Annotated in this window: 24 protein-coding genes and 1 pseudogene; 21 read left to right on the top strand and 4 right to left on the bottom strand. The window is 45.0% G+C overall.

Features of this window, described 5'->3' with window-relative positions:
• Positions 1-40: 40 nt before the first annotated feature.
• Entirely contained in the window at positions 41-358 is a 318-nt protein-coding gene (locus tag E5329_RS12325) for a helix-turn-helix domain-containing protein (RefSeq protein ID WP_135989833.1), read from the bottom strand.
• A 183-nt stretch (positions 359-541) separates the two neighbouring features.
• On the opposite strand from E5329_RS12325, the gene E5329_RS12320 reads away from it, so the two are divergent.
• The 9 genes from E5329_RS12320 to E5329_RS12280 all read left to right on the top strand — a co-directional run bounded on the left by E5329_RS12320 (position 542) and on the right by E5329_RS12280 (position 9,389).
• Positions 542-790 carry a hypothetical protein gene (locus E5329_RS12320; protein WP_135989832.1) on the top strand — a complete coding sequence of 83 codons (249 nt, stop codon included), beginning with the start codon at positions 542-544 and terminating at the stop codon, positions 788-790.
• A 382-nt stretch (positions 791-1,172) separates the two neighbouring features.
• A complete protein-coding gene (locus tag E5329_RS12315; RefSeq protein ID WP_135989831.1) occupies positions 1,173-1,835 on the top strand; it encodes a response regulator transcription factor in 663 nt (220 codons plus the stop codon).
• Between the two features lie 65 nt (positions 1,836-1,900).
• The gene (locus E5329_RS12310; protein WP_135989830.1) at positions 1,901-3,148 is read left to right on the top strand and encodes a sensor histidine kinase; all 1,248 of its coding nucleotides are present in this window, start codon (positions 1,901-1,903) and stop codon (positions 3,146-3,148) included.
• Between the two features lie 149 nt (positions 3,149-3,297).
• Complete coding sequence (locus tag E5329_RS12305) at positions 3,298-4,791, top strand: DUF6034 family protein (protein ID WP_135989829.1); 1,494 nt, start codon at positions 3,298-3,300, stop codon at positions 4,789-4,791.
• Positions 4,792-4,817: 26 nt separating this feature from the next.
• Positions 4,818-5,711, top strand: coding sequence for a hypothetical protein (locus tag E5329_RS12300; protein WP_135989828.1), 894 nt, complete (start codon positions 4,818-4,820; stop codon positions 5,709-5,711).
• Positions 5,712-5,786: 75 nt separating this feature from the next.
• Positions 5,787-6,506: a hypothetical protein gene (locus tag E5329_RS12295; RefSeq protein ID WP_135989827.1), complete on the top strand. Its 720-nt coding sequence runs from the start codon at positions 5,787-5,789 to the stop codon at positions 6,504-6,506.
• 11 nt (positions 6,507-6,517) lie between these two features.
• Positions 6,518-7,156: an ATP-binding cassette domain-containing protein gene (locus tag E5329_RS12290; protein ID WP_135989826.1), complete on the top strand. Its 639-nt coding sequence runs from the start codon at positions 6,518-6,520 to the stop codon at positions 7,154-7,156.
• Positions 7,153-8,646, top strand: a complete 1,494-nt coding sequence (locus E5329_RS12285; RefSeq protein ID WP_135989825.1) for a COG1361 S-layer family protein — start codon at positions 7,153-7,155, stop codon at positions 8,644-8,646. Before E5329_RS12290 ends, E5329_RS12285 begins: the two co-directional genes overlap by 4 nt.
• 59 nt (positions 8,647-8,705) lie before the next feature.
• Positions 8,706-9,389, top strand: a complete 684-nt coding sequence (locus tag E5329_RS12280) for a hypothetical protein (protein ID WP_135989824.1) — start codon at positions 8,706-8,708, stop codon at positions 9,387-9,389.
• Between the two features lie 67 nt (positions 9,390-9,456).
• Here the strand turns inward: E5329_RS12280 and E5329_RS12275 are convergent, their stop codons facing one another.
• The 3 genes from E5329_RS12275 to E5329_RS12265 are packed head-to-tail and all read right to left on the bottom strand — an operon-like array spanning position 9,457 to position 12,171.
• Positions 9,457-10,212, bottom strand: a complete 756-nt coding sequence (locus tag E5329_RS12275; protein ID WP_135989823.1) for an ABC transporter ATP-binding protein — start codon at positions 10,210-10,212, stop codon at positions 9,457-9,459.
• Position 10,213: 1 nt separating this feature from the next.
• On the bottom strand, positions 10,214-11,239 hold the full coding sequence (locus E5329_RS12270; protein WP_135989822.1) for a FecCD family ABC transporter permease: 1,026 nt from the start codon (positions 11,237-11,239) through the stop codon (positions 10,214-10,216).
• Complete coding sequence (locus E5329_RS12265) at positions 11,236-12,171, bottom strand: ABC transporter substrate-binding protein (RefSeq protein ID WP_135989821.1); 936 nt, start codon at positions 12,169-12,171, stop codon at positions 11,236-11,238. The genes E5329_RS12270 and E5329_RS12265 overlap by 4 nt, the downstream gene beginning before the upstream one ends.
• A 431-nt stretch (positions 12,172-12,602) precedes the next feature.
• On the opposite strand from E5329_RS12265, the gene E5329_RS12260 reads away from it, so the two are divergent.
• The 12 genes and pseudogenes from E5329_RS12260 (at position 12,603) to E5329_RS12205 (ending at position 23,811) form a co-directional block, all read left to right on the top strand.
• Entirely contained in the window at positions 12,603-13,829 is a 1,227-nt protein-coding gene (locus tag E5329_RS12260) for a PocR ligand-binding domain-containing protein (RefSeq protein ID WP_135989820.1), read from the top strand.
• A gap of 15 nt (positions 13,830-13,844) precedes the next feature.
• A complete protein-coding gene (locus E5329_RS12255; RefSeq protein WP_135989819.1) occupies positions 13,845-14,903 on the top strand; it encodes a response regulator transcription factor in 1,059 nt (352 codons plus the stop codon).
• Between the two features lie 2 nt (positions 14,904-14,905).
• Positions 14,906-16,114 (top strand): 1-propanol dehydrogenase PduQ, encoded by a 1,209-nt coding sequence (locus tag E5329_RS12250; protein WP_330572141.1) that lies wholly within the window; start codon positions 14,906-14,908, stop codon positions 16,112-16,114.
• 289 nt (positions 16,115-16,403) lie between these two features.
• A complete protein-coding gene (pduA, locus tag E5329_RS12245) occupies positions 16,404-16,682 on the top strand; it encodes a propanediol utilization microcompartment protein PduA (RefSeq protein WP_135989818.1) in 279 nt (92 codons plus the stop codon).
• A gap of 81 nt (positions 16,683-16,763) precedes the next feature.
• Entirely contained in the window at positions 16,764-17,573 is an 810-nt protein-coding gene (gene pduB, locus E5329_RS12240; protein ID WP_135989817.1) for a propanediol utilization microcompartment protein PduB, read from the top strand.
• Between the two features lie 21 nt (positions 17,574-17,594).
• On the top strand, positions 17,595-19,256 hold the full coding sequence (locus E5329_RS12235) for a propanediol/glycerol family dehydratase large subunit (RefSeq protein ID WP_135989816.1): 1,662 nt from the start codon (positions 17,595-17,597) through the stop codon (positions 19,254-19,256).
• Positions 19,257-19,274: 18 nt separating this feature from the next.
• Positions 19,275-19,952, top strand: a complete 678-nt coding sequence (locus tag E5329_RS12230) for a propanediol/glycerol family dehydratase medium subunit (protein WP_135989815.1) — start codon at positions 19,275-19,277, stop codon at positions 19,950-19,952.
• A 14-nt stretch (positions 19,953-19,966) separates the two neighbouring features.
• On the top strand, positions 19,967-20,476 hold the full coding sequence (locus E5329_RS12225; protein WP_135989814.1) for a diol dehydratase small subunit: 510 nt from the start codon (positions 19,967-19,969) through the stop codon (positions 20,474-20,476).
• 27 nt (positions 20,477-20,503) lie between these two features.
• Complete coding sequence (locus E5329_RS12220) at positions 20,504-22,324, top strand: diol dehydratase reactivase subunit alpha (RefSeq protein ID WP_135989813.1); 1,821 nt, start codon at positions 20,504-20,506, stop codon at positions 22,322-22,324.
• Position 22,325: 1 nt separating this feature from the next.
• The gene (locus tag E5329_RS12215; RefSeq protein WP_135989812.1) at positions 22,326-22,688 is read left to right on the top strand and encodes a glycerol dehydratase reactivase beta/small subunit family protein; all 363 of its coding nucleotides are present in this window, start codon (positions 22,326-22,328) and stop codon (positions 22,686-22,688) included.
• Positions 22,689-22,692: 4 nt separating this feature from the next.
• Positions 22,693-22,956 (top strand): annotated as a pseudogene (locus E5329_RS32175) (BMC domain-containing protein); the annotation flags it as partial.
• A 576-nt stretch (positions 22,957-23,532) separates the two neighbouring features.
• The gene (locus E5329_RS12205; protein ID WP_135989873.1) at positions 23,533-23,811 is read left to right on the top strand and encodes a BMC domain-containing protein; all 279 of its coding nucleotides are present in this window, start codon (positions 23,533-23,535) and stop codon (positions 23,809-23,811) included.

The raw sequence follows: 23,811 nt of genomic DNA, 5'->3' as shown, positions 1-23,811 counted from the left end.
CATAGATGATACTATTTATTATGATAAATAGTGTAAAAAATTACAGAATTTTAGCTATTCGAAGCAAAGTTTCCTGTCTTTCTTTCTCCATTTCCCGAAAAATATTTATAAGCTCATGTTCAATGACTGAATCAGATGAGTGATACTCATTTTCCAGAATATAATCGATGGTAGTATCCAATACGTTGCAGATCCGTACCAAAAGAGTAAGGCTTACTTTAACTTTGTTTGTTTCTATATTACTGATATGGGAAACATTTACATCTACCGCATGGGCAATGTATTCCTGTGTTAGCATTTTTTCGTTCCGAATTTCCCGAATTCTCTGTCCGATGAAGGCAAAATCTAAGTCTTTCATGGCATACCTCAAGATTGAAATTATTTTAGGCGACAATATCTTCGAATTATAAAAAATGATATCTTAACTTTAATGTTTTTATAGCTATAGTCTTAGAAAAAGAAATTATCAAGCAACAGTAATATCCTGAATCAAGGTAAAAATTATTCTTTTTCATGGGCAGTGAAAAAGGGAACATATTATATGGCAGTAAGCGGCGATCAGAAATATAACATCCGCTATACTTTTACAGCAGTTGGGAAGGTAAGCAAATCTGGAACAAGCGCTAAAAATGCCGTATCTTTGAAAAAGGGAAAAATAGTGAAGGATTTATTGTTTCCCAATAAATATCACTATTTTAAAATAAATCTTTCAAAAAAATCAAAGGTAACGCTAAATCTTCTAAAAGGAACTTATTATATTAGGATGGATGGCGGGACAATGTCTGTCTAAAATACCGAAAAATTAGCGGTTCAGATGGATATGAAATCTGTTATTCTACCAGTAAAAAATTCAAATCTTCTGTGAAAAAATTTAATACTTCCTCCTTGTCAAAAACTGTGAAAGGGCTTAAAAAGAAGAAAAATTACTATGTACGTGTACGAGCCTATCAAATAGATTCCACTGGAAGCAAAGTATATGGAAACTACAGTAAGACAAAGAAAGTGAAAGTATAAGTAGAAAGCCGTCCTGCATGATGATAGGGCGGCTTTGCAAAATTAAAACTTGGTATGTACTCATATACATCACCTCCCATCTTCTGAAATTTACAAAACCTTTACAAATTCCTATCGCTTTCTTTTCTAATCTTCGATATAATAGAATCGGTGATTATATGAAAAAAATATTAGTAATAGAAGACGAACTGCCCATTAATGATTTAATCTGTATGAATCTGGAAATTGCAGGATACAAGCCCGTTCCTTTTTTTGACGGCAATGAGTTCAGCCGCCATTTAAAAGAACGGGATGATTACTCCCTTGCTCTTTTAGACATTATGCTTCCAGGAAAAGATGGATTTGAACTGTTAGAAGAACTGAAGGAACATAAAATTCCAGTTATTTATCTGACAGCCAAAGGAGATTTACCCAGCAAGGTAAAAGGCTTAAGAAGCGGAGCGGAAGACTATATAGTAAAGCCCTTTGAAATGTTAGAGCTTTTAGTTCGTATGGACAATATACTGAAACGCTGCGGCAAAGAAGAGGCAGAAGAAATTTGTATCCGTGATGTGGTAATTAATGAGAAGAAGAGAACCGTACAAAAAGGCGGCAGGGAAATCTCCATGCAGCCAATGGAATTTGATTGCCTTTTGGTATTTTGGAAGTACCGGAACCGGGTGATTACAAGAGAACAGATTTTGAATATTCTCTGGGGAGTGGACTTTGAAGGAGAAAGCAGAACGGTGGATGTGCATGTGGGGAATATCCGCAAAAAATTGGATTTTTCTGATGTGATTATTACGGTGCCAAGGGTTGGATACCGTATGGAAGTTCCTTAATGGTGACTATGACTCCAATGTAATTGCTGCAACGCCAGTGCAGGATACCGAATGGAGGGATAATAATGGATATGATTAAAAAAATTGCATTCACTGCGTCAACCATGCTGTTTGTGTTGACGCAGGTTTTTTCGTTTTATGTGATTTTTACCAGCCGGCAGGAAAAAATTGATTTGCTGAAAGAAAAAGAACGTAAAATCTATGAAGGCGCCCTGTCGAATTTTAACAAAAAAATGTCTCATGCAGAGTTAAAGGCAGAGTTATCAGATCACGTGATCATCTACTGTTTTCGGGAAAATATGCCAGAAAATTCGGCCTTATATAAGGAAAAAGAGGAATTGTACAACAGCAGCCCCTATGAATTTGACGTAAATAACATAAATTTAGCTAAGGTAGATAATACCGGAGATTGTGTATTAGAGAAAAGCAATAACAAATATATTCTAGTGTTTTTTCAAAATGATGCGGTCAGGTACTACCAAAGGACAACTGCCAATTATACCTTATTTTATGCGGTAGACGTCACTTATATTTATGAAAAAAGCCGGAATCTGGTAATTCAGGAGTTTCTGATTTCTTGTCTGGCGTCTTTGGCAATGGCGCTGCTTTTAGTATTTCTGATTAAAAAAATTACAAGGCCCCTGCAGGTTATTAATGAGACCCAAAGACAATTAATTGGAAGCATGTCCCATGAATTAAAAACTCCGTTAACTGCCATGAAGGGATATTCAGAAACTCTTCTCAGCGTAAAATTGTCACCGGAGCAGGAGGAAAAATCCCTTCGTTATATACATCAGGAAAGTGGAAGGCTGTCGCGCCTGACAGAAAAAATGATGGAGTTAACCAGGCTCTATGAGCCGGAATGTAAAATTCAGTTACAGGAAGTTTCAGTAGAGCATATATTTCAGGCAGTGGAAGACAATGTAATATACGGACTGCAGGAAACAGGAATACATCTGAAGCGGGAAGGGGATTATCAGGGAAGAATGAAAAAGCTGGATGCTGATTTGATGACAAGCTTTCTTATCAACCTGATTAATAACAGTATTATGGCTTCGAGTTCCGGCGGCTCCGTTTATCTGGGAGCAGACGAACATTCTCTTTGGGTGCGGGATGAAGGATGTGGAATTCCTCCAGAGGAAGTGGATAAAGTTCGGAAAGCATTCTATCGGGTGGATAAGTCCCGTTCCAGAAAAAGTGGAAATATGGGACTGGGACTTGCACTCTGCGATCAGATTGCAGCAGTGCATCATGGAACAATGAAAATTGAAAGCAAGGTTGGAGAGGGAACGAAAATTTCCATTATTCTATAATGGGAGGTAAAATCCTTTACCAAACCTTTACAACTGAGTGAATATTTCAAAAAAATAACCTGTTACCATGAATTTATAAGAACTGTTTTGCCACAGCAGTATGCAGGTATTTTAAGGAACAGTCCATCATGAAAGAACAGGAGGATATTATGAGGAAGAACTATAAAGCAATCCTTGCAGCGGGGCTTTGCATCAGCATATTAACAGGATGCCAGGAAACGCCCCAAAATACTATTGTAAAACAAAAAGGCGCAGACAACATCAAAGAATATGAAAGCGCCGAAGGAAAGATCAAAGATATGGTAAACGCTCCGAAAACCTATCAGAATCAGGCGTCATACGAAAATGGCGTGCTTATCATTGATACGGACGCAGAAATCGTCCTGCCGGGGACAGATACCATGAATACCTACAAAGTGTCTGCAGAGGAAGTAGATCAGGAGATGATAGATAAGGTAACCAACGCCTTTTTGGATGATGCAAAATTTTATCATGCTTACGGCTATCACGACTGGACGAAGGAACAGTATCAGGAGGAGATTACAAGGCTGAAGCAGTACAAAGCAGAAGGAAATATTGATCCATACGAATATGGAACAGATGAAAATGGAGAATTGTATTTTAACATTGATGATGTGATTGCAAGAGATGAAGCGGATATGGAAAATGCGCCAGATGAAATAGTAAAGGAAGAAGTAAAGCCTTCCTTTGGTTTGGAGCATTCGGATATGGTAAAAGAAGGGGAATACCAAAACCAGGTGGATGAACATGAATTTTACGGAGTAGCAGAGACAGATCATGGAAATTACAATTATGTAATTACATCAAGTGTGGTTTCTGCAGATGTTGAATTTTCAATTGAAAAAATCAGGGATGATTTACCAGATCCCCGGGAATTTAGCGCCTGGACAGAAGGAAGATATCTGATGGACTGTGAAGTAGAAGATTACAAAGGAATGACAGAAGAAGAACTTAAGGGATTTATGGATATTTCCTACGAAGATGCAGAAAAAATTGCCAAAGAAAAGGTAGAAAAGCTGGGCTGGGACTGGGAGATATACGATTGGGATTATACCGTTTTCAAACATGGAGAAGACAATGTCAGTAAAGATAACATTCTGGACGGGGGATATCTGTTTCATTTTACGAGGGTGCTGGACGGCATTCCTGTTACCTTTACAGATTCCTATGGAGGAGCCCTGGAGGATATGGACAGCACATTAATACCCTGGAGTTATGAGAGATGTGAAGTGATTGTGGGAGACGATGGAATCCAGAAGGTGGAGATCTATAATCCTTACAAAATAGATGAAGTCCAGACGGAAAATGTACAGCTGATGGATTTTGACAGTATTATAAAAATCTATGAGCAGATGATGGAAGTGTCCAATGCAGATATTGCAGAATTTGAGAAACAGAGAACCTACCATATTAATAAAATAACATTAGGCTACAGCAGGGTGTATGATCCAACGGTGGATAACCATTCAGGAATTTTGGTGCCGGTGTGGGACTTTTTCGGAGGGTTTGATGTAGAGGTTGAAGGACATCATGAGAAGAATAACGGGGAACATTCCAGACAGAGCTTTATGACGATTAATGCCATAGACGGAACGATCATCGACAGAGATTTGGGCTATTAGAATCACAGAGGAAGGGGGAACAGAACATGGAAACTGTAAAACAGGTGACAGCGGCAGTCAGGTGTAATTTCCTGGGATTTTTCAGAAATTCCAGGGTGATTATCACCTTCCTGTTCTCCTTTATCCTCTGCTTTTTCTTAAGTGGCCGGGCAATGATGGTGGCAGATTATTATGAATCTTCCATGCAGGCGTTGGAGCCTTTTATCTGGACCTTTGGAGACGCCACAGCAATTCTTCTTTGTTCCCTGCTGTTAATTCTGCTGTTTTTGGATTTGCCGAAATTAAGTCCATTTACTCCTTACATGCTGCTTCGGATGAAAAAGAGCAGATGGCTTCTGGCACAGCTTTTCTATATTTTTCTGGTGACGGTTTTGTATATGCTTTACGTGATTCTGGTCACCAGCCTGCTCTGTATGCAAAAGACCTATCCGGGAAATGTATGGAGCAAAACGGCAGCTCTTTTGGCCTATTCCAAGATGGGAAAGGATTTGTCGATTCCTTCTACGGTAAAGGTGATGGAAAGCACTACTCCCTTTTCCTGCAGCTTGCAGATTATGATACTGCTTGTGTGTTATGCTCTTACGTTAAGTTTTTTGATGCTGTATGTTCAGATGAAGATTGGGAAGAAAGCTGCAATTGGCGCAGGGCTTTTCTACAGTTTGTTTGGGTTTTTACTGGATCCGGAGATTCTGGCAAAAATTCTCCGTAAGGAAGAATATGAAATGTTTTTGGTGCGGAGAATGATTGGATGGATCAGCCCTTTGAACCATGCAACTTATGGAATGCATGATTTTGGGTATGACGTGCTTCCTTCCATTCAGCAGTCCTGTGTTTTTTTCCTGGTGATTCTGGCATTATTGTCAGGGCTTTCTTTTCATACCCTGAAACAATATAATTTCAGTTCCTTTACAGGGGAATAGATACAGCAGAATGTCTGATATGTGGGAAAATTTTGCAGCTTCAAAGGAAAATGTTTGGAAATGAAAGGGGAAGGAATGAAAGAATTATTACGGGAGAGAGGCTTTTGGGCTGCTGCGCTTTTGTGTTTTTCAGGTATGGCCTTAGGATTTCCTGTTTATGAGATTTGTGTTCCGTTAAGTCAGGGAAGCTTCCTGAAATTTTATCAGACTTCATTGAATTCCCAGACAGTGCTATTTCTGATTCCCATCGCCGCATCCCTTCCGGCAGGGGCAGTTTATGTGAGAGAATCTTCCTGCGGATTTTTAAAATTATACATTTCAAGAATCAGCCGTATGGATTATATAAAAAGAAAAATGTTGCAGACGTATGCCGGAGGCTTTCTGCCCTTATTTCTGAGCGGAATCTTTGGTCTTCTGATTTGTTTTCTGTTTCTGTATCCTCTGGAATTGCAGGGCAGCGTTTCCTGGGAAGCAGTGAGGGAAAACCTTCTGCTTTTGCTTCGCATCAGCCTTACTGGAGGAATTGCGGCAGAGCTTGCAGGAATCTTCGCCGCTTTTTTTCAAAATTATTATATGGCCTATGGATTGCCCTTTGTAAGTTATTATCTGCTGATTATTTTAAAAGATCGTTATTTGCCGAAGATGTATGCCATGTATCCCAAAGAATGGATCGTGTGTGAGCAGAATTGGGGAACCGATGGAGGTGGAATCTGGATATTTTTTCTGGTGTTTTCTCTGGCAGTTCTGTTATGCCATGGGCTGCTGTTATATTATCGTTTGAAAGAAATTAATTAGAAAGGAATCTTATGGAGCCTTATATTGAGATAAATCATGTAACAAAAAAATTCGGGGACGATATTGTTCTGGATGATATAAACGTTGCAATGGAAGAAGGAAAAGTCTATGGAATATCCGGCAACAACGGTTCCGGCAAAACAGTTTTCATGAAATGCATCTGCGGATTTCTTCCAGTTACACAAGGAACCATACAGATAAATGGAAAAATAATTGGAAAAGAAATTGATTTTCCAGAAAGTATCGGCGTTATTATTGAGACTCCCGGATTTCTGACAAATTTAAGCGGAATGCGTAACCTGGAAATTCTGGCAGGATTAAGACGCAGGATTACCAGAACCGAAATCCGGTCTGCAATAGAAAAAGCAGGATTAGATCCAGATCTGAAAAAATCTGTTTCCAAGTATTCCTTAGGGATGCGGCAGCGTCTTGGCATTGCCCAGGCAATTATGGAAAATCCGGACTTTTTAATTCTGGATGAACCCTTTAACGGACTGGATAAACATGGGGTAAAGGATATACGAAGGCTTCTGCTGGAATTGAAGGAACAGGGAAAAACCATTCTTCTGGCCAGCCACAACAGTGAGGATATTCGGATTTTGTGCGATAAAGTCTATGAAATGGATGGAGGGAGGATACAAAAAATATGAAAAGATTATTTTTTCTGTTTTGCTTTGTTTTTCATGCTGTCCTCTTTTTTTCTGAAACCGTTAAAGCGGAAAATGTCAATCCTTCTTGGGACAGCAAGAATTATGAAAATATGATTTCTATTGAAACCAACCGGAAATACGAAGGAATGAAGCATTCCTTTTCCAAAGGCTATGAGCCTTCCATTAAGAAAAATACCATGTTTCTTGTGGTGCCCTTTGTAACAAGGCAGAAAACGGATTCAGACAGGATAATTGTGGGTATCTCTTTTGAGAGAGAAGAAAACAGCCCTTTTTATTATAAGAATTATCAGAAAAAAGTAAAAAAATCAGAGGACGGCGTCTATCTGTATCAGTGTCAGATTAAGTTAAAGGAAGACAGGGTTAACGGCCAGTATCCTCTTCATTTATCTGTTCAGGCACAGACGGAAGGAACTATGATCCGGCAGAATTTTACAATTTATGTGGAAATTACAGACGGAAAAGACCGTCCTGAGGAAAAAGCAGATCTCCCGGCCTTTGTTGATTCCGATACAGAGGAAATGGTGGGAGAGACGGAACCGATGGAAGAAACAGTTTCCATGGGACAGGGTTCTGTGTCTGGAGAAGAAATCAGTCATCAGCCCCGGGTAATAATTGCTGCAAACAGCCTGCAGGGAACGGATTTGTCTGCGGGAAGCAGTATGCCCTGGTCTGTTTCTGTAAAAAACTGCAGCAGCAGCCAGTCATTGGAAAATATAAAAATTACCCTTATGTCAGAAAACAAAGATATTATCCTGGAAAAAAATTCCTGGTATTTTGCACGGATGTCAGCAGGCACCACCGTGGAGCTGTCCCAGAATCTTACGGTTGGAAAAAAAGCAGCGGCAGAACCGGCGCCTCTTCAATTTCAATTTGAATACGAGGATAAAAAGGGAAATGCTTATACATCCACAGAAACAATAAATTTGTCAGTGAGCCAGGTTCCCCAGGCAGAGCTTGTTAATGTGTCTTTTCCTGAAAGCATCTATGAATCTGATACAGATTTTCTAACCTTTCAGATCCAGAATACAGGTCTTGCAGTGCTTTACAATGTCAGGGTACGTCTGGAAGGAAAGGGGCTGTTTCCGGAGAAAGAACTGTTTCTCGGAACTGTGGAAGCAGGAACTTCGGCGGATGGAGAGATCAAAGTTTTTGCAGGGACGCTGAATATGGACAATCAGGGTAATATCATTGAAGAGGACAGTAAAAAATATGGAGAGACATTGGGAACTGTAATTTTTTCCTATGAAGATGAACAGGGAGAAATCACAGAGCAAAGCCAGGAAGTGCATACTTCCATCAAAAAGCCCCAAATTATGGAATTAAAAGTGGAAAAAGAGGCTCCGAAAACAAATCAGTGGTGGATAACTATTATAATTTTGATCTTTATTGTAATGATTCTTATAATTTTATGGCTGTATCTGAGAATAAACTATTATAAGAAAAAGGCAGACAGGAATCAGCATGTTTGATATCGGTTATTTTGGCTTGCGGGTATCAGAATGGGAAATGGTAAGTGAGGAACAGGGAAATGAGAGAGCGGAATATTTATAAGAATATTGTATTTTCCATTATCATTGGATGGATTATTTTTTTCCTGTATGGAAAGCTGCAATCCTATCAGAAGGAACAGAAAACCTATGAATTTTCCATTCAGTCAGCTTCCGATTTGACGCAGGAAACTGCCAAAGAGCTGCAGAAAATTTCTGGTATCTGCAGTTTTGTGCCTGTGGAAACAGTGACAGTCACAATAAAGCTAGGAGAATATGCCATGGAAACAGAGGTTTTTGGAGTGGATTTGCAGGAATTTTCAGGAAAGTGGAAGGAAGTATCAGAAACCTTTTCTCTGGGAAATACCCCTGTTCTGTTTTTGGGAACAGACAGTTTTCAGAGATTTACAGACCAAACCGGCAGCCTTCCTGGAAAAAGTCAGACAGAAAAGTGGAAAAAAGAATATCAGCAATTGAACCTTAAGATTCAGGATGAAACAGGACTGGAAAGAAATGGGATAGTTTGCGGCATTTTGGATGAGCCAAGAGATCTGATTTTTATGGATGAAATGCAGATGGCGGAGACGTTTGAAGATACTGTCCATACAAGAGGCGGCCGAATGGAGATTTTCGGATATCAGAATGCAAGGAAGGCGAAGGAATTGTTAGAACAGGCAGGATTTACAGTGGATATGGGAAAAGAGAAGGATTTTAAGGAAAATTGAAAAGGCTGTCGGAATTTTATTTTCCGACAGCCTTTTTTTCAGAGCTAAAACAGATATCTGTAGATGCTCAGACCCAACGCTGAAGGGATGCTACCATATGGCCCCGAACATCCATGCTGTAAAGTTTGTCCAGTAAAGAGAGGTCAAAATCATCCAGTTTGCTGCAATGTTCTATCTGCCCGTGATTCAAAAGAAGCAGGGTGTCTGCGAATGATAAGGCAAGATTCATATCGTGGAATACTCCCACAACGCAGCGTCCTCCGGCACAAGACCAGGTTTTTAAGCTTTCAATCAGTTCCACCTGGTAACGGAGATCCAGATGATTGGTGGGTTCGTCCAACAGGATGATTTGCGGTTCCTGGGCGAAGGTGCGGGCAAGAAATACGCGCTGAAGCTGGCCGCCGGAAAGTCTGGTAACCAAATGTTCCCGCAGATCCCAGGTTCCTGTGAGACGCAGGCTTTCTTCTACAGCATGTCGATCTTTGCTGCTTTCTCCTGATAACAGGCCCTTTGTCTGGTGGGCGTAACGTCCCAGCATGACAGTTTCATAGACGGTATAATCGAAGGTTGCCGGAGAAAACTGGCTCATCAGGGCCATTTTTTTTGCCCGTTGTCTGACTGGCATTGTGCGAAGATTATTGTTCAGCAGTTCCATAGTGCCGCTGCTTGGCAAAAGACCTGCCAGGGCCCGCAGCAGCGTGGTTTTGCCGCAGCCGTTGGGGCCAAGGATGCACAGCTTTTCTCCTTCTTTTACCTGGAAAGAGATGTCTTTCACGATGGGCGGCCCGCCGTAGCCGCAGCTTAAGTGCTCAATTTTTAACATATCAGTCTCCATTTCTGCGTCCTGCAAAAAAGATGTATAGGAAAAAAGGCGCGCCCAGCAGCGCAGTAATGGCGCCGATTGGTATTTCCCGGGCAGGAATCAGTGTCCGTGCGGCCAGATCGCACAGTACCAGAAAGGTGCCGCCGAACAAAGCGCTGGCAGGAAGAACTTTTCTGTGGACTGCTCCAAACCACCGGCGCACAATGTGCGGCGCGATAAGATCCACAAAACCGATAATGCCCACGAAGGCTACTGCCGCTCCGGTTAGGGCGGCTATGGCAGCCAGAAGGATGCGCTTGAGTTTTAGTAAATCCACCCCCATGGCCCTGGCCGATTCTTCGCCGAAAGTCGTCACATCCAGTTCCCGGGCATAGAACAGAAAGAAAACAAGTCCCAGGACTGCAGCAAGGGCTAATACCCCTACAGCGTTCCATTCTTTCATGGAAAAACTGCCCAGCAGCCAGAGCTGTATGCGCTCGCCGTAGGAAGGAGAGCTGGCAGCCAAAAGATTCATGACAGCATTGCAAAACAGGGAAAACACCGTGCCCACCAGGATAATGGTTATATTTGACACGCCGCTGTCTAAACGGGAAGAGATCAAAACCACCAAAAATACAGTGGCCAGGGCAAATACCAAGCTGACGCCTGGCAGCAGGAATGCTCCTGTTCCGGCTGCGGTCAGGCCCAATGTAATCACAATTGCCGCTCCCAGTCCGGCTCCGGAAGAGATACCGAGGCCGAAGGGAGAGGCGAGGGGATTTTGCAGAATGGATTGGGTTACAGTACCGCTCATTGCCAGTGCCGCCCCGGTGAGAAATGCCAGGATAACCCGGGGAAGGCGCATGTTTAATACCATAGCAGGATAGCTGGCAGGCAGGGAGTCTGGCAGAGGTACATCAAAGAAGTGATTGAAGAGGATAGCCAGAATATCTCCGGGAGCCACATATACGCTGCCGATTCCAATGCCCAAAAGCAATGCTGCCAGTGCTGCCAACAGCAGTACAATCATTTTTGTCTGGTATTTCATTTTGCTGCGTAATAATCCGGATAGAGAATTTCGGCCATCTGGCGCATGGCTTTTACGATGTTGTGGTTGGGCTGGGAAGAAGAATTATTGTCAATACAGTAAACATTCTGATCGGCAACGGCGGAAATATCAGCCCAGCCGTCCCGGTCGAGTATTTCCTGTACCGGATCTTCCAGATAATCTGCGTTTGTGAAGATAACATCGGGGTTGGCGGCTGCAATCGTTTCACCTTCTACAGTGAACCAGCCGGACTGGTCAGCCAGAATATTCTCTGCGCCAATCCATTCTATCATTTCATTGAGGAAAACCCCGCTGCCAAAGCTGTACATATTTGGTGCGGGAGCAACTTCAAAATAAATCCGTTTGCGTTCTTCTTTTGGAATGCCGGCTGCAATTTCAGCCAGTTCCTTTAGCTGTTCGTCAAAATCTTCCAGCAGTGAGCTGCCTTTTTCGGATGCGTCAAGGGCTGAAGCCAGGAATTGGATATCGCTTTTAATTCCTTCAATATTGTCTCTGTTAGGGACGCAGATTACGCAGGTTCCTGCGTCAATCAGAGACTGAAATGGGGATTCCTGATCGTAAAGGGATTCGTTGGTTACTAACAAAATGTCAGGGGCAAGGGCTGCCAGTTGTTCCATATCCGGATTGGTAATTTCGAAAGTCGGAACATTTTCAGGCAGCCCTGCGATTCCGGCGCTGTAGCTGTCATAGCCTGTGATTTTATCCCCCATGTCAAGGGATACTACGATCTCAGACAGGGAAGGCGCCAGTACGACAATGGAATTTATCTGTTTTGGCAAAGTGATTTCTGCCCCGCTGGGGTCAGTCATGGTAACCGGGCTGGTATCATTAGGCTCATTGGCGGAATTGCCGCAGGCGCACAGAATTAACATTGCGGCGATGATCAGGATAGAAGTAAATTTCTTTTTCATTTTTATTGCTCCTTTTAAGAAAAGCGGATTCGGTTGACTGGTAAGATATTTCTGAATACTTATTTTGTTTATGGTAAAATAATTCCACTGTGATGTCAACCTGTAATAATTTGTCTGTAATATTTTGCGAAAAGAGCTTTCTCAGGATTGACGGCATCCCATTTCGTTTCTTAAGAGAAAAAGGCTCCAGGCATTAAAAATGCTGCATATATTTCACTTGCGCATCTTGTTTGCCCATGAGAAAATTTTATGATTCTGGTTGCTGATGTTGGGAGAGATAAAAAGTTGTGCCAGGGCCAAAAAAGAATTGTGTGGATGGGATTTTTTTGTTATAATAAAAACATTAGAAATGTTTCATGCAGACTGCGGCAAATTGTTTTGCAGAAGTCTATGGGCATTGAGGGTGGGGATTTTATTGGGAGATGGGAATAATGGTGAAAGAATCAAAAAAAGTATCGAATAAAATATCCGATTATATTGACATTGGTTTTCTTCAGATGCTGCAGGATGATTGTTCCAGGGCTATGGGGCTGGCTTTTGTGACGGTGGATTACCGGGGATGTCCAATCACACATTACAGCGGATTTACTCCCTATTGCCAGATGGGACGCAAGCATCAGGATTTTTTTGAAATGTGCAAGCAGTGTGACGCCCACGGCGGCCTGCAGGCTGCAATTACCGGTCAGCCTTATATTTACCGCTGTCATGCAGGGCTTGTGGATTTTGCGCTGCCTCTGATTTATGACGGCGTCTATATGGGCTCGCTGATGGGAGGCCAGATCCGTTTAAGTCGGGATGCGAAAGAAGAATTAGAGGATATTCTGCCTGTAAAAACCAACTGGCGCAAGGACAAGGCTCTGGATGAAGCATATAACGAGACGCAGAGAGTTTCTTATGAAAAGATTAAGTCGGCAGTTACGTTGCTGCATGATTTAATCTTGTTTATGATGCAGACAGGCAGACAGGCAGATCGGGATTTGGAAGTGGCAGGCATGGAGCCAGTAGAGGAATGGAAATCCCATTCGGATATGGAGTTTTCCTTTCAGAAACGGGAACTTACTAATATTAAGCAGCAGGGAAGGCTTCGTTATTTTTTCTTTGTAATGAATGTTATCTCTCAGCTTGCTTTTCAGGAAAAAGCAGTGAAAACAGAGGCGGCAGCCTATGATTTTGCAGATATTATGCGCTATGTTACGGAATCCGATCATGAGATTTCCACATTGGGAGAGGAATTGAGCTATGTTGGCGCTCTTTTGCGTATTCAGAAGGCGTGGGAGGGAGACGGGCTTCATTATAGTATTTCAGTGCCGAAAGAGTACTGGGGCGTAAACTGTCCTTATATGGTGCTGGAACCGTTAGTGGGATTGTCTGTTCAGGGATGCGGAAAAGAGGAGATACGTGAGATAGAGATATTTGCTGAGGAAGAGCAGGGGGATGTGATTCTTCAGGTAGTCAGCAATAATGAAGGAATTACATTAGAGGAAATGGATGCCCAGATGGGCGCTTCCTCTCAGGAGGAGGGTTTTTCCCTTCATGATTCGGATCGGAGCCTGAAACGGATTTTTGGAAAGAGGTGCGGTCTCTCTGTCAGCCCCAGAAAGGATGGGCGGGCAGGGTATATGGTCAGCTTTCACCTGCCGCAGAAAAAAGAAGGATAAGGAGGTAAGCAGCCTATGGGTCAGATTTTAGTGCTGAATGAAAACCGGCTGGAACGGGAGATTACCAGAAATATTCTGTCAGAAGGACTGGAATCGGCAGAGATTGTCCTTGCATCGGAAGAAGAGTCGGCCATCAGGTTGTTAAGAGAAGGGGATGTGGATCTTCTGATTGCGGATGTGCCAAGATTTGATCTGCGGCGCTGCGATATGCTGGCCCAGGCCAGACAGGTATCGCCGGATACGCCGATTCTGGTGACTTCTGTAGGAGTCCGCGCTGATATTGCTCCCCATGTCTGGCGGTTGGGCCTTCAGGATTATCTGCTTAAGCCCTGCCGTCCGGCATGGCTTTTAGCAGCGGTCCGTGCGCTGAAGCGGGACGCCTCCCTTGTGTCGGATGACAGGGAACAGCAGCGGCGGGAGCGGTACCTGAAGCTTTTGGCTGAGCAGATGCGTGTCTTTTGTTATAAAAAGTGCACAGATGTTGCAAAAGATTACCTTGATTCTCTCCATAAAGATATCCATAATAAAAGTGTAATTCGGTTCCAGGTACTTCGGTTTGCCGAGGGGCTTATGCAGTTGGGCGATCCCCTGGGAACTGCTGTTCAGATGAAATTGGCGGGAATTATGGAGAAATTTAAACTGCGGTTTGACCAGCAGGCGCAGAAATATGACGCATATCTTGTACTGAAAAAGATGCTTAACGTTATTTTTGATGTTTTTGCTGAGGATTCCAGTTATCAGGTTGGCAGCCAGCAGAGGATGCTCAACTATATTGACCGTAATATCAAGGATGGCATCAGCCTGGACCAGGCCGCGGAATATGCGAATATGAGTTCTTATTATTTCAGCAGGATTTTTAAGAAAATCACCGGGGTCAATTTTATTACCTATGTGACAGATTGTAAAATTGAGGTAGCTCGGGAAATGCTGGTGGACACGGATATGCCTGTGATCAGCATTGCCTATGAGCTTTCTTACAGCGAAGCCAATTATTTCAGCAAGGCTTTTAAACGGAAAGTGGGAATGACGCCCACAGAGTACCGGGAAATTCATTGCGGCGGGAAGGCTGTCTGAAAATGGAATTCAGACAATATGGAGAAGGTGCATCCGTGCCTGTGGGTGTTGGCGGCAGAATGGAGGTTGCGATGCAGGAATTTAGTTTCAGTACCAGGATATTTTTTGGGGAAGGCGCCTTGGAACGTCTGCGCCGGGTGGAAGATCGGAGAGTTCTTATCGTTACAGATCGCTTTATGGTACAGTTAGGGACGATAGAGAGAGTGATTTCCTATTTGACAAGATGTCAGGTCAGCGTATTTGACGGCGTAGTGCCTGATCCGCCTATTGAGGTGGTGGCTGCGGGAGTGAAGGCTTTTGAAGAGTGTCAGGCAGAGACTGTAATTGCCGTTGGAGGCGGCTCTACGATTGATGCGGCGAAGGCAATCCGTGCCATTGCCAAGAAGGTGCTTCAGGTTGAAACAGACAAGATGGAATGTTTTGCTGTTCCTACCACCAGCGGCACCGGTTCTGAGGTTACAGATTATGCCGTGATTACTGACAGCGCCCGGGGAGTCAAATATCCTCTGGACAGCCAGGCGCTGCGTCCGCCGGTTGCTATTCTGGATCCTTATCTTACAGCCAGCGCTCCTTCATCTGTTACCGCTGACGCCGGCATGGATGTGCTGACTCATGCTCTTGAGGCTTATGTTTCAACCAATGCCAATGATTTTTCGGACGCCATGTGTGAAAAAGCCATTTCTTTGGTCTTTCGATTTTTACCCCTGGCCTATAAGGACGGAGGGGATTTACTTGCGCGGACCAAGATGCAGAATGCCTCCTGCATGGCTGGGCTTGCGTTTAACTCAGCCGGATTAGGAATTAATCACAGCCTGGCTCATGCCATTGGCGGGAAACTGCATATTGCCCACGGGCGCATTAATGCGATGCTGCTGCCGAAAGTTATGGCTTTTAATGCGGATTTATCCCATGTAGTGGGAGGAGAATATACTGTGGCGGCAAGAAAGTATCAGCGGATCGCAAAAATTATGGATTTTCCGGCTGCCAATGTCCGGCTCGGGGTGTCTAATCTGATTCGCGAAATAGAACGTTTGAACCATACACTGAAGATTCCATCCACCCTTAAGGAGTGGGGAGCAGATTTGGCAAGTGTCAGAGAAATGCAGGGGGAACTTGTGTCAGCAGCCCTCGCAGACGCTACATATGCTACCAATCCCCGAAGAGCGAATGAAGAAGAGGCTGCGGCTCTTCTGAAACAGATCATGGGTTAACAGAATAAAATATTGAGCCGGCGGCTCTGTCTAACGGGCAGGGCCGCCGGTTTTTATGCAGCAGGAAGGCGTTTGTAAAAAATGTGCTGATTGCAAAAAATCATTGTTTTGTACAGAAAAAATAATTGTGCAAACTTAACAAAATATTAGACAAAAAAGTCTCTGACAACGACAAGAAAGTACAAGTCTGTTTTTAGTATAATAAAAAATAGCAACAAATTAACCAATTGTGTGTGCATTGTAATTAAATTGACGAATGCACCGCAGTATATTACAAGGAGGAATCAAAATGCAAAGAGAAGCCCTTGGTATGGTAGAGACAAAGGGTCTGGTAGGCGCTATTGAAGCTGCTGACGCTATGGTTAAGTCCGCAAATGTTGCCCTGGTCGGTTATGAAAAGATCGGTTCCGGCTTAGTTACCGTTATGGTACGTGGTGACGTAGGCGCAGTTAAAGCGTCTGTAGACGCTGGATCCATTGCCGCTGAAAAAGTTGGAACGGTTGTTTCCTGCCACGTAATCCCGAGACCGCATACAGATGTGGAGAAGATCCTTCCCCATATGGAATAATTACGGGATTCATTATGAGTAACCCCACTGTTTATGTGGAAACGCTGAAATAGCAAAAATATTATTTTGGAGGGAAAACACATGGATGAATTGAACAACAACATCATGGAAGAAGTTATGAAGAGGCTTGGAGCCATTGCTTCTCCTGCAGAAGAATGCTGCAAAGAACCGGCTGCAGCTGCTTCGCCCACATGCAACCTGACAGAGTATGTAGGCACAACTATGGGCCATACCATTGGCCTGGTTATTGCAAATCTTGACCATCAGGTTCACGAAGCTCTTAAAATAGATCCGAAGTACCGCGCAATCGGCATTATCAGTGACCGTGTTGGTGCAGGTCCGCAGATTTTTGCAGCTGACGAAGCAGTAAAAGCAACCAACAGTGAATGCCTTCTGGTAGAGTGCCCCCGTGATACAGAAGGAGGAGCAGGCCATGGTTCTTTAATTATTTTTGGGGCTGAGGACGTATCTGACGCCCGCCGTGCAGTAGAAGTTTGCCTGCGTGAGATTCCGCGTACTATGGGCGACGTTTACGGCAACAGTGCAGGACATCTGGAGTTCCAGTACAGTGCCCGCGCTTCTTATGTATTAAATAAAGTTTGGGGTGCGCCTCTTGGCAAGGCATTCGGTATCACAGTAGGCGCTCCGGCAGGTATCGGCGTAGTTCTGGCTGATGCGGCTTCTAAGGCTGCAACCATCGACGGCGTGACTCTTGCAACGCCCGGCAACGGCGGAACCAGCTTCTCTAACGAGGTGAATTATTTCTTCTCCGGAGATTCCGGTGCAGTAAAACAGGCGATTATCGCAGCGCGTGACGTAGGACTTCAGTTATTGAAGACTTTGGCGCCGGACGAGGAACTGAAATCAACGACTACCCCTTACATTCTTTAATTCAGGAAGGAGCTGTAAGCTATGAAATCAAAACGTTTTGAAGTGTTGGCGAACCGCCCGGTAAATCAGGACGGTTACGTCAAAGAGTGGCCGGAAGTTGGTCTGATCGCCATGAACAGCCCTTTCGATCCCACCCCAAGCATCAAGATTGAAAATGGCCGTGTGACAGAATTAGACGGCAAGTGCCGTGCTGATTTTGATATGCTGGATACTTTTATTGCAGATCATGCGATCCGTCTGGAGAATGCAGAGAAGGCTATGGCGCTGGATTCTTTGGAAATCGCACGCAAGATTGTAGATATCAATGTTTCACGTAAAGAAATTTTGGATATTACCCTTTCCATTACCCCGGCGAAGTTAACAGAGGTTGTAGGAAAGATGACAATTGTAGAAATCATGATGGGTATGTCAAAGATGCGCGCCCGCCTGATGCCTGCAAATCAGTGTCATGTTACTAACGTAAAGGATAATCCAGTTCAGATTGCAGCTGACGCTGCAGAAGCAGGCGTACGTGGTTTTGCGGAGATGGAGACAACCGTTGGTATTGCCCGTTACGCACCTTTTAATGCAATTGCTATTATGGTAGGCGCTCAGGTGGGACGCCCCGGAGTTATGACACAGTGTGCATTGGAAGAAGCTACAGAGCTGATGCTTGGTATGCGTGGTTTTACCACTTATGCTGAGACAATTTCCGTATATGGTACAGAGCCGGTATTTATGGACGGCGATGACACTCCTTATTCAAAAGCATTTTTGGCAAGCTGCTATGCAAGCCGGGGCTTGAAGATGCGTTTCACCTCCGGTACAGGTTCTGAGGTTCAGATGGGTTATGCAGAAGGCAAATCTATGCTGTATCTGGAAGCTCGCTGTCTTGCAATTACCAAGGGCGCAGGCGTACAGGGAACACAGAACGGTTCTGTATCCTGTGTAGGAGTTCCAGCTGGCGTACCTGGCGGTATTCGTGCAATCGCTGCTGAGAATCTGATTGCTATGCTTCTTGATCTGGAATCCACAACTTCCAACGACCAGACCTTTACACATTCTGATCTGCGCCGTGTAGCCCGCAGCGTGCCTCAGTTCTTCTCCGGAACTGACTACATATGCTCCGGTTATTCTGCTACTCCAAACTATGATAATATGTTCGCAGGATCCAACTGGGATGCAGAAGATTATGATGACTGGAATATTATCCAGCGTGATATGAAGATTGACGGCGGTCTGCAGCCAGTTCGTGAAGAAGATGTTCTGAAAGCCCGCAACAAGGCAGCGCGTGCGCTTCAGGGTCTGTTCCGTGAGCTGGGTCTGCCTCCAATTACAGATGCAGAAGTGGAAGCAGCTACATATGCAAATGGATCGAATGATATGCCGGATCGTAATGTAAACGAAGACTTAAAGGCAATTGAAGATATGATGGCGCGCAATGTAACAGGCGTAGACTTTGTAAAAGCTCTTGACAAAGCTGGATTCCCGGATGTGGCACAGAATATTTACAATATGCTTCGTCAGAAGGTGGCAGGCGACTATCTCCACACAGCTTCTATTTTTGGAGACAATTTCCACGTATTGTCTGCTGTTAATGCGCCGAATGATTACCATGGACCGATGACTGGCTACCAGATCAGTGAAGAGAGATGGAAACAGCTCAGCGATATCCCGAATGCTATTCGGCCGGAAGACATTTAAGAAGGAGGTGTGCTAGATATGACTTTTGATGAAAAAACACTGCGCAGCGTTATTGCAGAAGTAATAAAAGAAATGACAAGTCAGCCAGCTCCTGCGGCATCCGCGCCTGCAGCAGCTGCACCTGCACCTGCAACCCTGCCTGCAGCCGGCAAGATGACCTTGACCGAGCAGGGAGATGCACCTAAGGGAGTTGCACCTGATGAAGTTGTAATTGGTTTGGCGCCGGCTTTTGGCATTTATCAAACCGAAACAATTATTCATCAGCCCCACGATAAAGTATTGCGTGAGATTATTGCAGGTATTGAAGAAGAAGGATTAAAATGGCGTGTGGTACGTGTATACCGCACTTCAGATGTTTCATTTATCGCTCATGATGCTGCTGAATATTCAGGCTCAGGCATTGGTATTGGAATTCAGTCTAAGGGCACTACGGTAATCCACCAGAAGGATCTTCCGCCTCTTAGTAATCTGGAGTTGTTTTCACAGGCTCCGCTGATTGAGATGGATACATTCCGCCAGATTGGCAAGAATGCTGCCAAGTATGCGAAAGGTGAGGCTCCAACGCCGGTACCAGTCCGCAATGACCAGATGGCGCGTCCTACTTATCAGGCGATTGCAGCATTGCTGCATATTAAAGAAACAGAACATGTTGACAACGATAAGCGACCTCAGGCTGTCGCAGTATCATTCCAGTGAAAGGAGGCATAATCATGGATCAGGAACTTTTAATGAAACAGATTGTAGAACAGGTTATGCAGGCCATGAATAACGGTAGTTCCCCATCAGCTCCTGCTGCCTCTGTAGGCGGCAAGGTTACCTCTGCGAATTACCCGCTGGCTGAGAATATGGCCGATAAAATTAAAACCCCTACAGGCAAGCCTTTCACTTCCTTAAGTTATGAGAAAGTGATTTCCGGTGACATTACTGCAGATGATATGCGTATTTCTCCTGATACTCTGGAGATGCAGGCTCAGGTGGCAGAATCTGTAAACCGTGAAGCATTTGCAGGTAATCTGCGCCGTGCGGCTGAACTGATTGCTGTACCGGATGATCGTTTGCTGGAGATTTATAATGCATTGCGTCCGTATCGTTCCAGCAAACAGGAATTGATTGATATTGCCAATGAATTAGATCAGAAATATGGCGCTAAAACAGCGGCTGCCCTTGTCCGTGAAGCTGCTGATGTTTATGAGCAGCGAGGAAGGCTGAAGAAATTCTAAGATTCTGCAAAGTTGGGAGGTTCCACTATGAAAATTGTTGCAGGCATTGATATTGGAAATGCGACAACAGAAACAGCTCTGGCAAAGATTGATGGGAATTCAGTAGAATTTCTGGCCAGCGGCACAGTACCCACAACAGGTATCAAGGGAACCCGGCAGAACATCAATGGCGTCGTTCATTCCCTGACCAGCGCGATGGAGAAGGTGGGCGTTGAGATCGCAGAGCTCTCAGAAGTGTGTTTGAATGAGGCGGCTCCGGTGATCGGCGATGTAGCTATGGAAACCATTACGGAGACCATTATTACAGAATCTACGATGATTGGACATAATCCATCTACGCCTGGCGGCATGGGTGTGGGCGTAGGAGAAACGATCCTTGTCACCCAGCTTGCCAAAGCAGCAGGGGGAAAAGACTACATTGCAGTGGTGCCTGCCAGCGTGGACTTTGAAGACGCCGCAAGGCTGATCAATGAAAGTTCTATGGGGACGCGGCAGGTAACCGCAGCGATTGTACAAAGGGATGACGGCGTACTAATTCACAATCGTCTGCATCATAAGATTCCTATTGTAGATGAGGTGGCCCTGGTGGATAAGGTTCCTTTGGGCATGCGTTCTGCAGTGGAAGTTGCAGGTGTGGGCGGCGTAGTGGAAGTACTCTCCAATCCATACGGGATTGCAACGCTTTTTGGATTGTCTTCCGAAGAGACGCAGCAGGTGGTACCTATTGCGCGCGCATTAATTGGCAACCGTTCCGCTGTGGTAATTAAGACTCCTGCAGGTGATGTTAAAGAGCGGAAAATTCCTGCAGGTCTCATTGAATTCTACGGGCAGAACCGGACGGTAAAAGTAGATGTGGATGCAGGCGGAGAAAAAATTATGAAGGCGGTGGAATCCCTTCCTTTTCTGGAAGATGTTCGGGGAGAACCGGGAACCAACGCAGGCGGCATGTTAGAGAAAGTCCGCCAGGTTATGGCGAATCTGACAAAGCAGCATCCAAAGGATATCCACATTCAGGATTTGCTGGCAGTAGATACGTTTACGCCTCAGAAAGTTCAGGGAGGTCTGGCAAACGAGTTTTCCCAGGAAAACGCAGTGGGCATTGCCGCTATGGTGAAGGCGGACCGTCTTCAGATGGAAGCAATTGCCAGAGAGTTTTCAGAACAGATTGGCATTCCAGTTCATGTCGGAGGCGTAGAGGCTGATATGGCTATCCGGGGAGCGTTGACAACGCCGGGCACCAATAAGCCTCTGGCTATTCTGGATATGGGAGCTGGTTCCACTGATGCATCTATCATCAATCAGGAAGGGGAAATTCACTCCATCCATCTGGCAGGCGCAGGCAATATGGTGACGCTTTTGATCCAGTCGGAAATGGGTCTGGACAGCTTTGATACTGCAGAAGATGTGAAGAAATATCCTCTGGCAAAGGTAGAGAGTTTTTTCCATATCAGGCATGAGAACGGAACGGTAGAATTCTTTACGGAACCGCTGGACCCTAATATTTTTGCCAAGACCATTATTCTCAAAGAAGGCGAGATGGTACCGCTGGAGGGTGATTGGTCTATGGAAAAAATTCGTCTGATTCGGCGCCAGGCCAAGCAAAAGGTATTTGTAACGAATGCTCTGCGTGCACTGGCAAGGGTCAGCCCTACAGGAAATGTTCGGGATATTCAGTTTGTTGTACTGGTAGGCGGCTCTGCTTTGGATTTTGAAGTGCCGCAGATGGTTACGGATGCGCTGTCCCAATATAAGGTTGTGGCAGGCCGCGGCAATATCCGGGGAACGGAAGGCCCCCGCAATGCGGTGGCAACAGGACTGGTGCTTTCCTTGTCAGAAAGGGGGAGTTGATATGAATGCTTCCCAAATTGCAATGACAAAGCCCACCGTCCATGTGCTGTGCAGTCCGGATGTTCCGGAACAGGCTTTTTGGCAGCTGCTTTACGGATTAGAGGAAGAAGGCATTCCCTGCGAAACCTGGACGAAGACGGAGGGGGATGCATTGACACTGGCATGGGAGGGCGCACAGGCTTCCCGTTTGGAAGTAGGCGTCGGAATGGACGCGCAGACGGCAGTTTTACATATTTCCAAATTGGAGTTTGAGCATCCTCTGTTCAGGATTCCGGTTCGGTCTGTGGAGCAGGTACGTGTATTGGGGGCAAATGCAGCGCGGCTTGTAAAGAAGCTGCCGCTAAAACCTTTGGAAGGGAGGTGAGGGAATGAAGAAAAGTTTAGGGCTCATAGAGACACAGGGGTTGGCTGCCGGCATTGAAGCAGCAGATGCAGCAGTGAAGTCGGCCAACGTGGAACTGATTGGCTATGAGCTGACAAAAGGCGGAGGCTGGACGACCATTAAGGTTCAGGGCGATGTGGGTGCGGTGAAGGCAGCCGTGGATGCAGCCCGTATGGCAGCCGCTAAAGTAAACCAGGTAGTAAGTACACGTGTGATTCCCCGTCCCTCTGCCGGACTTGACATGCTGGTGTATAGTCCGGATACCGTCGGAACCGCACAGCCGTCAAAGGGGCCGGATAAGCCAAAGCCTCCCACACCGCCAAAGGGTTCAAAAAAGGTGAAAGAGGAAGAGAAACTGCCGGCAGAACAGGATGGACAGGAAGAAGTGCAGACAGTTCTGGAACAAACAGATGAGATAAATGAGCAGGAGAAGCTTTCTGTATCGGAAATGATTGCGGATCATTCTGAGGAAGCAGGATCAGACAGCGCTGAAGCGCCGGAAGAAACAGGAGAAAAGGAGAAGGCTCCTGTATCAGAAGAGCCTGCAGAAGATTCCAGGGAATCAGAACCGGATGACGTGAAAGCGCCGGCAGAGGAGCCGGAGGAGGTTCCTGTACCGGAAGAACCTGCGGATAGTCCAAAAGAAGAAGAGAAAGCGCAGGAGCCGGAACATCCTGAAACGGAGGAAGGGGAAGTAACTTCGGAGCAGGAGACGCCGGAACCTGCAGCTTCGAAGCCTGCCAAGCGAACAGCCTCAAAAGGGCGTAAGGGAGGAAAGCGAGGCAGTAAACAGGAAAACGCAGATTAAAATAGATTGGAGGTTATCATTATGGGTGAAGCTCTTGGCATGATTGAAACAAAAGGTCTTGTTGGTGCCATTGAAGCAGCCGACGCCATGACAAAATCAGCAAATGTGACGCTGATTGGTTATGAGAAGATTGGTTCAGGTCTGGTGACCGTAATGGTTCGCGGCGATGTGGGTGCAGTGAAAGCATCTGTAGATGCAGGAGCCGCTGCCGCTGAAAAAGTGGGCGAGATTGTATCACAGCACGTTATTCCGCGTCCGCACACAGATGTGGAGAGAATCCTGCCGAAGGATCTGTGA

It is taken from the genome of Petralouisia muris (assembly GCF_004793545.1).
Classification (GTDB): Bacteria; Bacillota; Clostridia; order Lachnospirales; family Lachnospiraceae; genus Petralouisia; species Petralouisia muris.
This window is presented reverse-complemented; position numbering and strand designations above follow the sequence as displayed.

Bases quoted from the DNA above. Each gene is read 5' to 3' on its own strand.
- E5329_RS12315 (WP_135989831.1), top strand. From the start codon at position 1,173: ATGAAAAAAATATTAGTAATAGAAGACGAACTGCCCATTAATGATTTA.
- E5329_RS12275 (WP_135989823.1), bottom strand. From the start codon at position 10,212: ATGTTAAAAATTGAGCACTTAAGCTGCGGCTACGGCGGGCCGCCCATC.
- E5329_RS12255 (WP_135989819.1), top strand. From the start codon at position 13,845: ATGGGTCAGATTTTAGTGCTGAATGAAAACCGGCTGGAACGGGAGATT.
- E5329_RS12325 (WP_135989833.1), bottom strand. From the start codon at position 358: ATGAAAGACTTAGATTTTGCCTTCATCGGACAGAGAATTCGGGAAATT.
- pduA (WP_135989818.1), top strand. From the start codon at position 16,404: ATGCAAAGAGAAGCCCTTGGTATGGTAGAGACAAAGGGTCTGGTAGGC.
- E5329_RS12235 (WP_135989816.1), top strand. From the start codon at position 17,595: ATGAAATCAAAACGTTTTGAAGTGTTGGCGAACCGCCCGGTAAATCAG.
- E5329_RS12305 (WP_135989829.1), top strand. From the start codon at position 3,298: ATGAGGAAGAACTATAAAGCAATCCTTGCAGCGGGGCTTTGCATCAGC.
- E5329_RS12290 (WP_135989826.1), top strand. From the start codon at position 6,518: ATGGAGCCTTATATTGAGATAAATCATGTAACAAAAAAATTCGGGGAC.
- E5329_RS12250 (WP_330572141.1), top strand. From the start codon at position 14,906: ATGGAATTCAGACAATATGGAGAAGGTGCATCCGTGCCTGTGGGTGTT.
- E5329_RS12285 (WP_135989825.1), top strand. From the start codon at position 7,153: ATGAAAAGATTATTTTTTCTGTTTTGCTTTGTTTTTCATGCTGTCCTC.
- E5329_RS12295 (WP_135989827.1), top strand. From the start codon at position 5,787: ATGAAAGAATTATTACGGGAGAGAGGCTTTTGGGCTGCTGCGCTTTTG.
- E5329_RS12310 (WP_135989830.1), top strand. From the start codon at position 1,901: ATGGATATGATTAAAAAAATTGCATTCACTGCGTCAACCATGCTGTTT.
- E5329_RS12280 (WP_135989824.1), top strand. From the start codon at position 8,706: ATGAGAGAGCGGAATATTTATAAGAATATTGTATTTTCCATTATCATT.
- pduB (WP_135989817.1), top strand. From the start codon at position 16,764: ATGGATGAATTGAACAACAACATCATGGAAGAAGTTATGAAGAGGCTT.
- E5329_RS12220 (WP_135989813.1), top strand. From the start codon at position 20,504: ATGAAAATTGTTGCAGGCATTGATATTGGAAATGCGACAACAGAAACA.
- E5329_RS12320 (WP_135989832.1), top strand. From the start codon at position 542: ATGGCAGTAAGCGGCGATCAGAAATATAACATCCGCTATACTTTTACA.
- E5329_RS12215 (WP_135989812.1), top strand. From the start codon at position 22,326: ATGAATGCTTCCCAAATTGCAATGACAAAGCCCACCGTCCATGTGCTG.
- E5329_RS12260 (WP_135989820.1), top strand. From the start codon at position 12,603: ATGGTGAAAGAATCAAAAAAAGTATCGAATAAAATATCCGATTATATT.
- E5329_RS12300 (WP_135989828.1), top strand. From the start codon at position 4,818: ATGGAAACTGTAAAACAGGTGACAGCGGCAGTCAGGTGTAATTTCCTG.
- E5329_RS12225 (WP_135989814.1), top strand. From the start codon at position 19,967: ATGGATCAGGAACTTTTAATGAAACAGATTGTAGAACAGGTTATGCAG.
- E5329_RS12265 (WP_135989821.1), bottom strand. From the start codon at position 12,171: ATGAAAAAGAAATTTACTTCTATCCTGATCATCGCCGCAATGTTAATT.
- E5329_RS12230 (WP_135989815.1), top strand. From the start codon at position 19,275: ATGACTTTTGATGAAAAAACACTGCGCAGCGTTATTGCAGAAGTAATA.
- E5329_RS12270 (WP_135989822.1), bottom strand. From the start codon at position 11,239: ATGAAATACCAGACAAAAATGATTGTACTGCTGTTGGCAGCACTGGCA.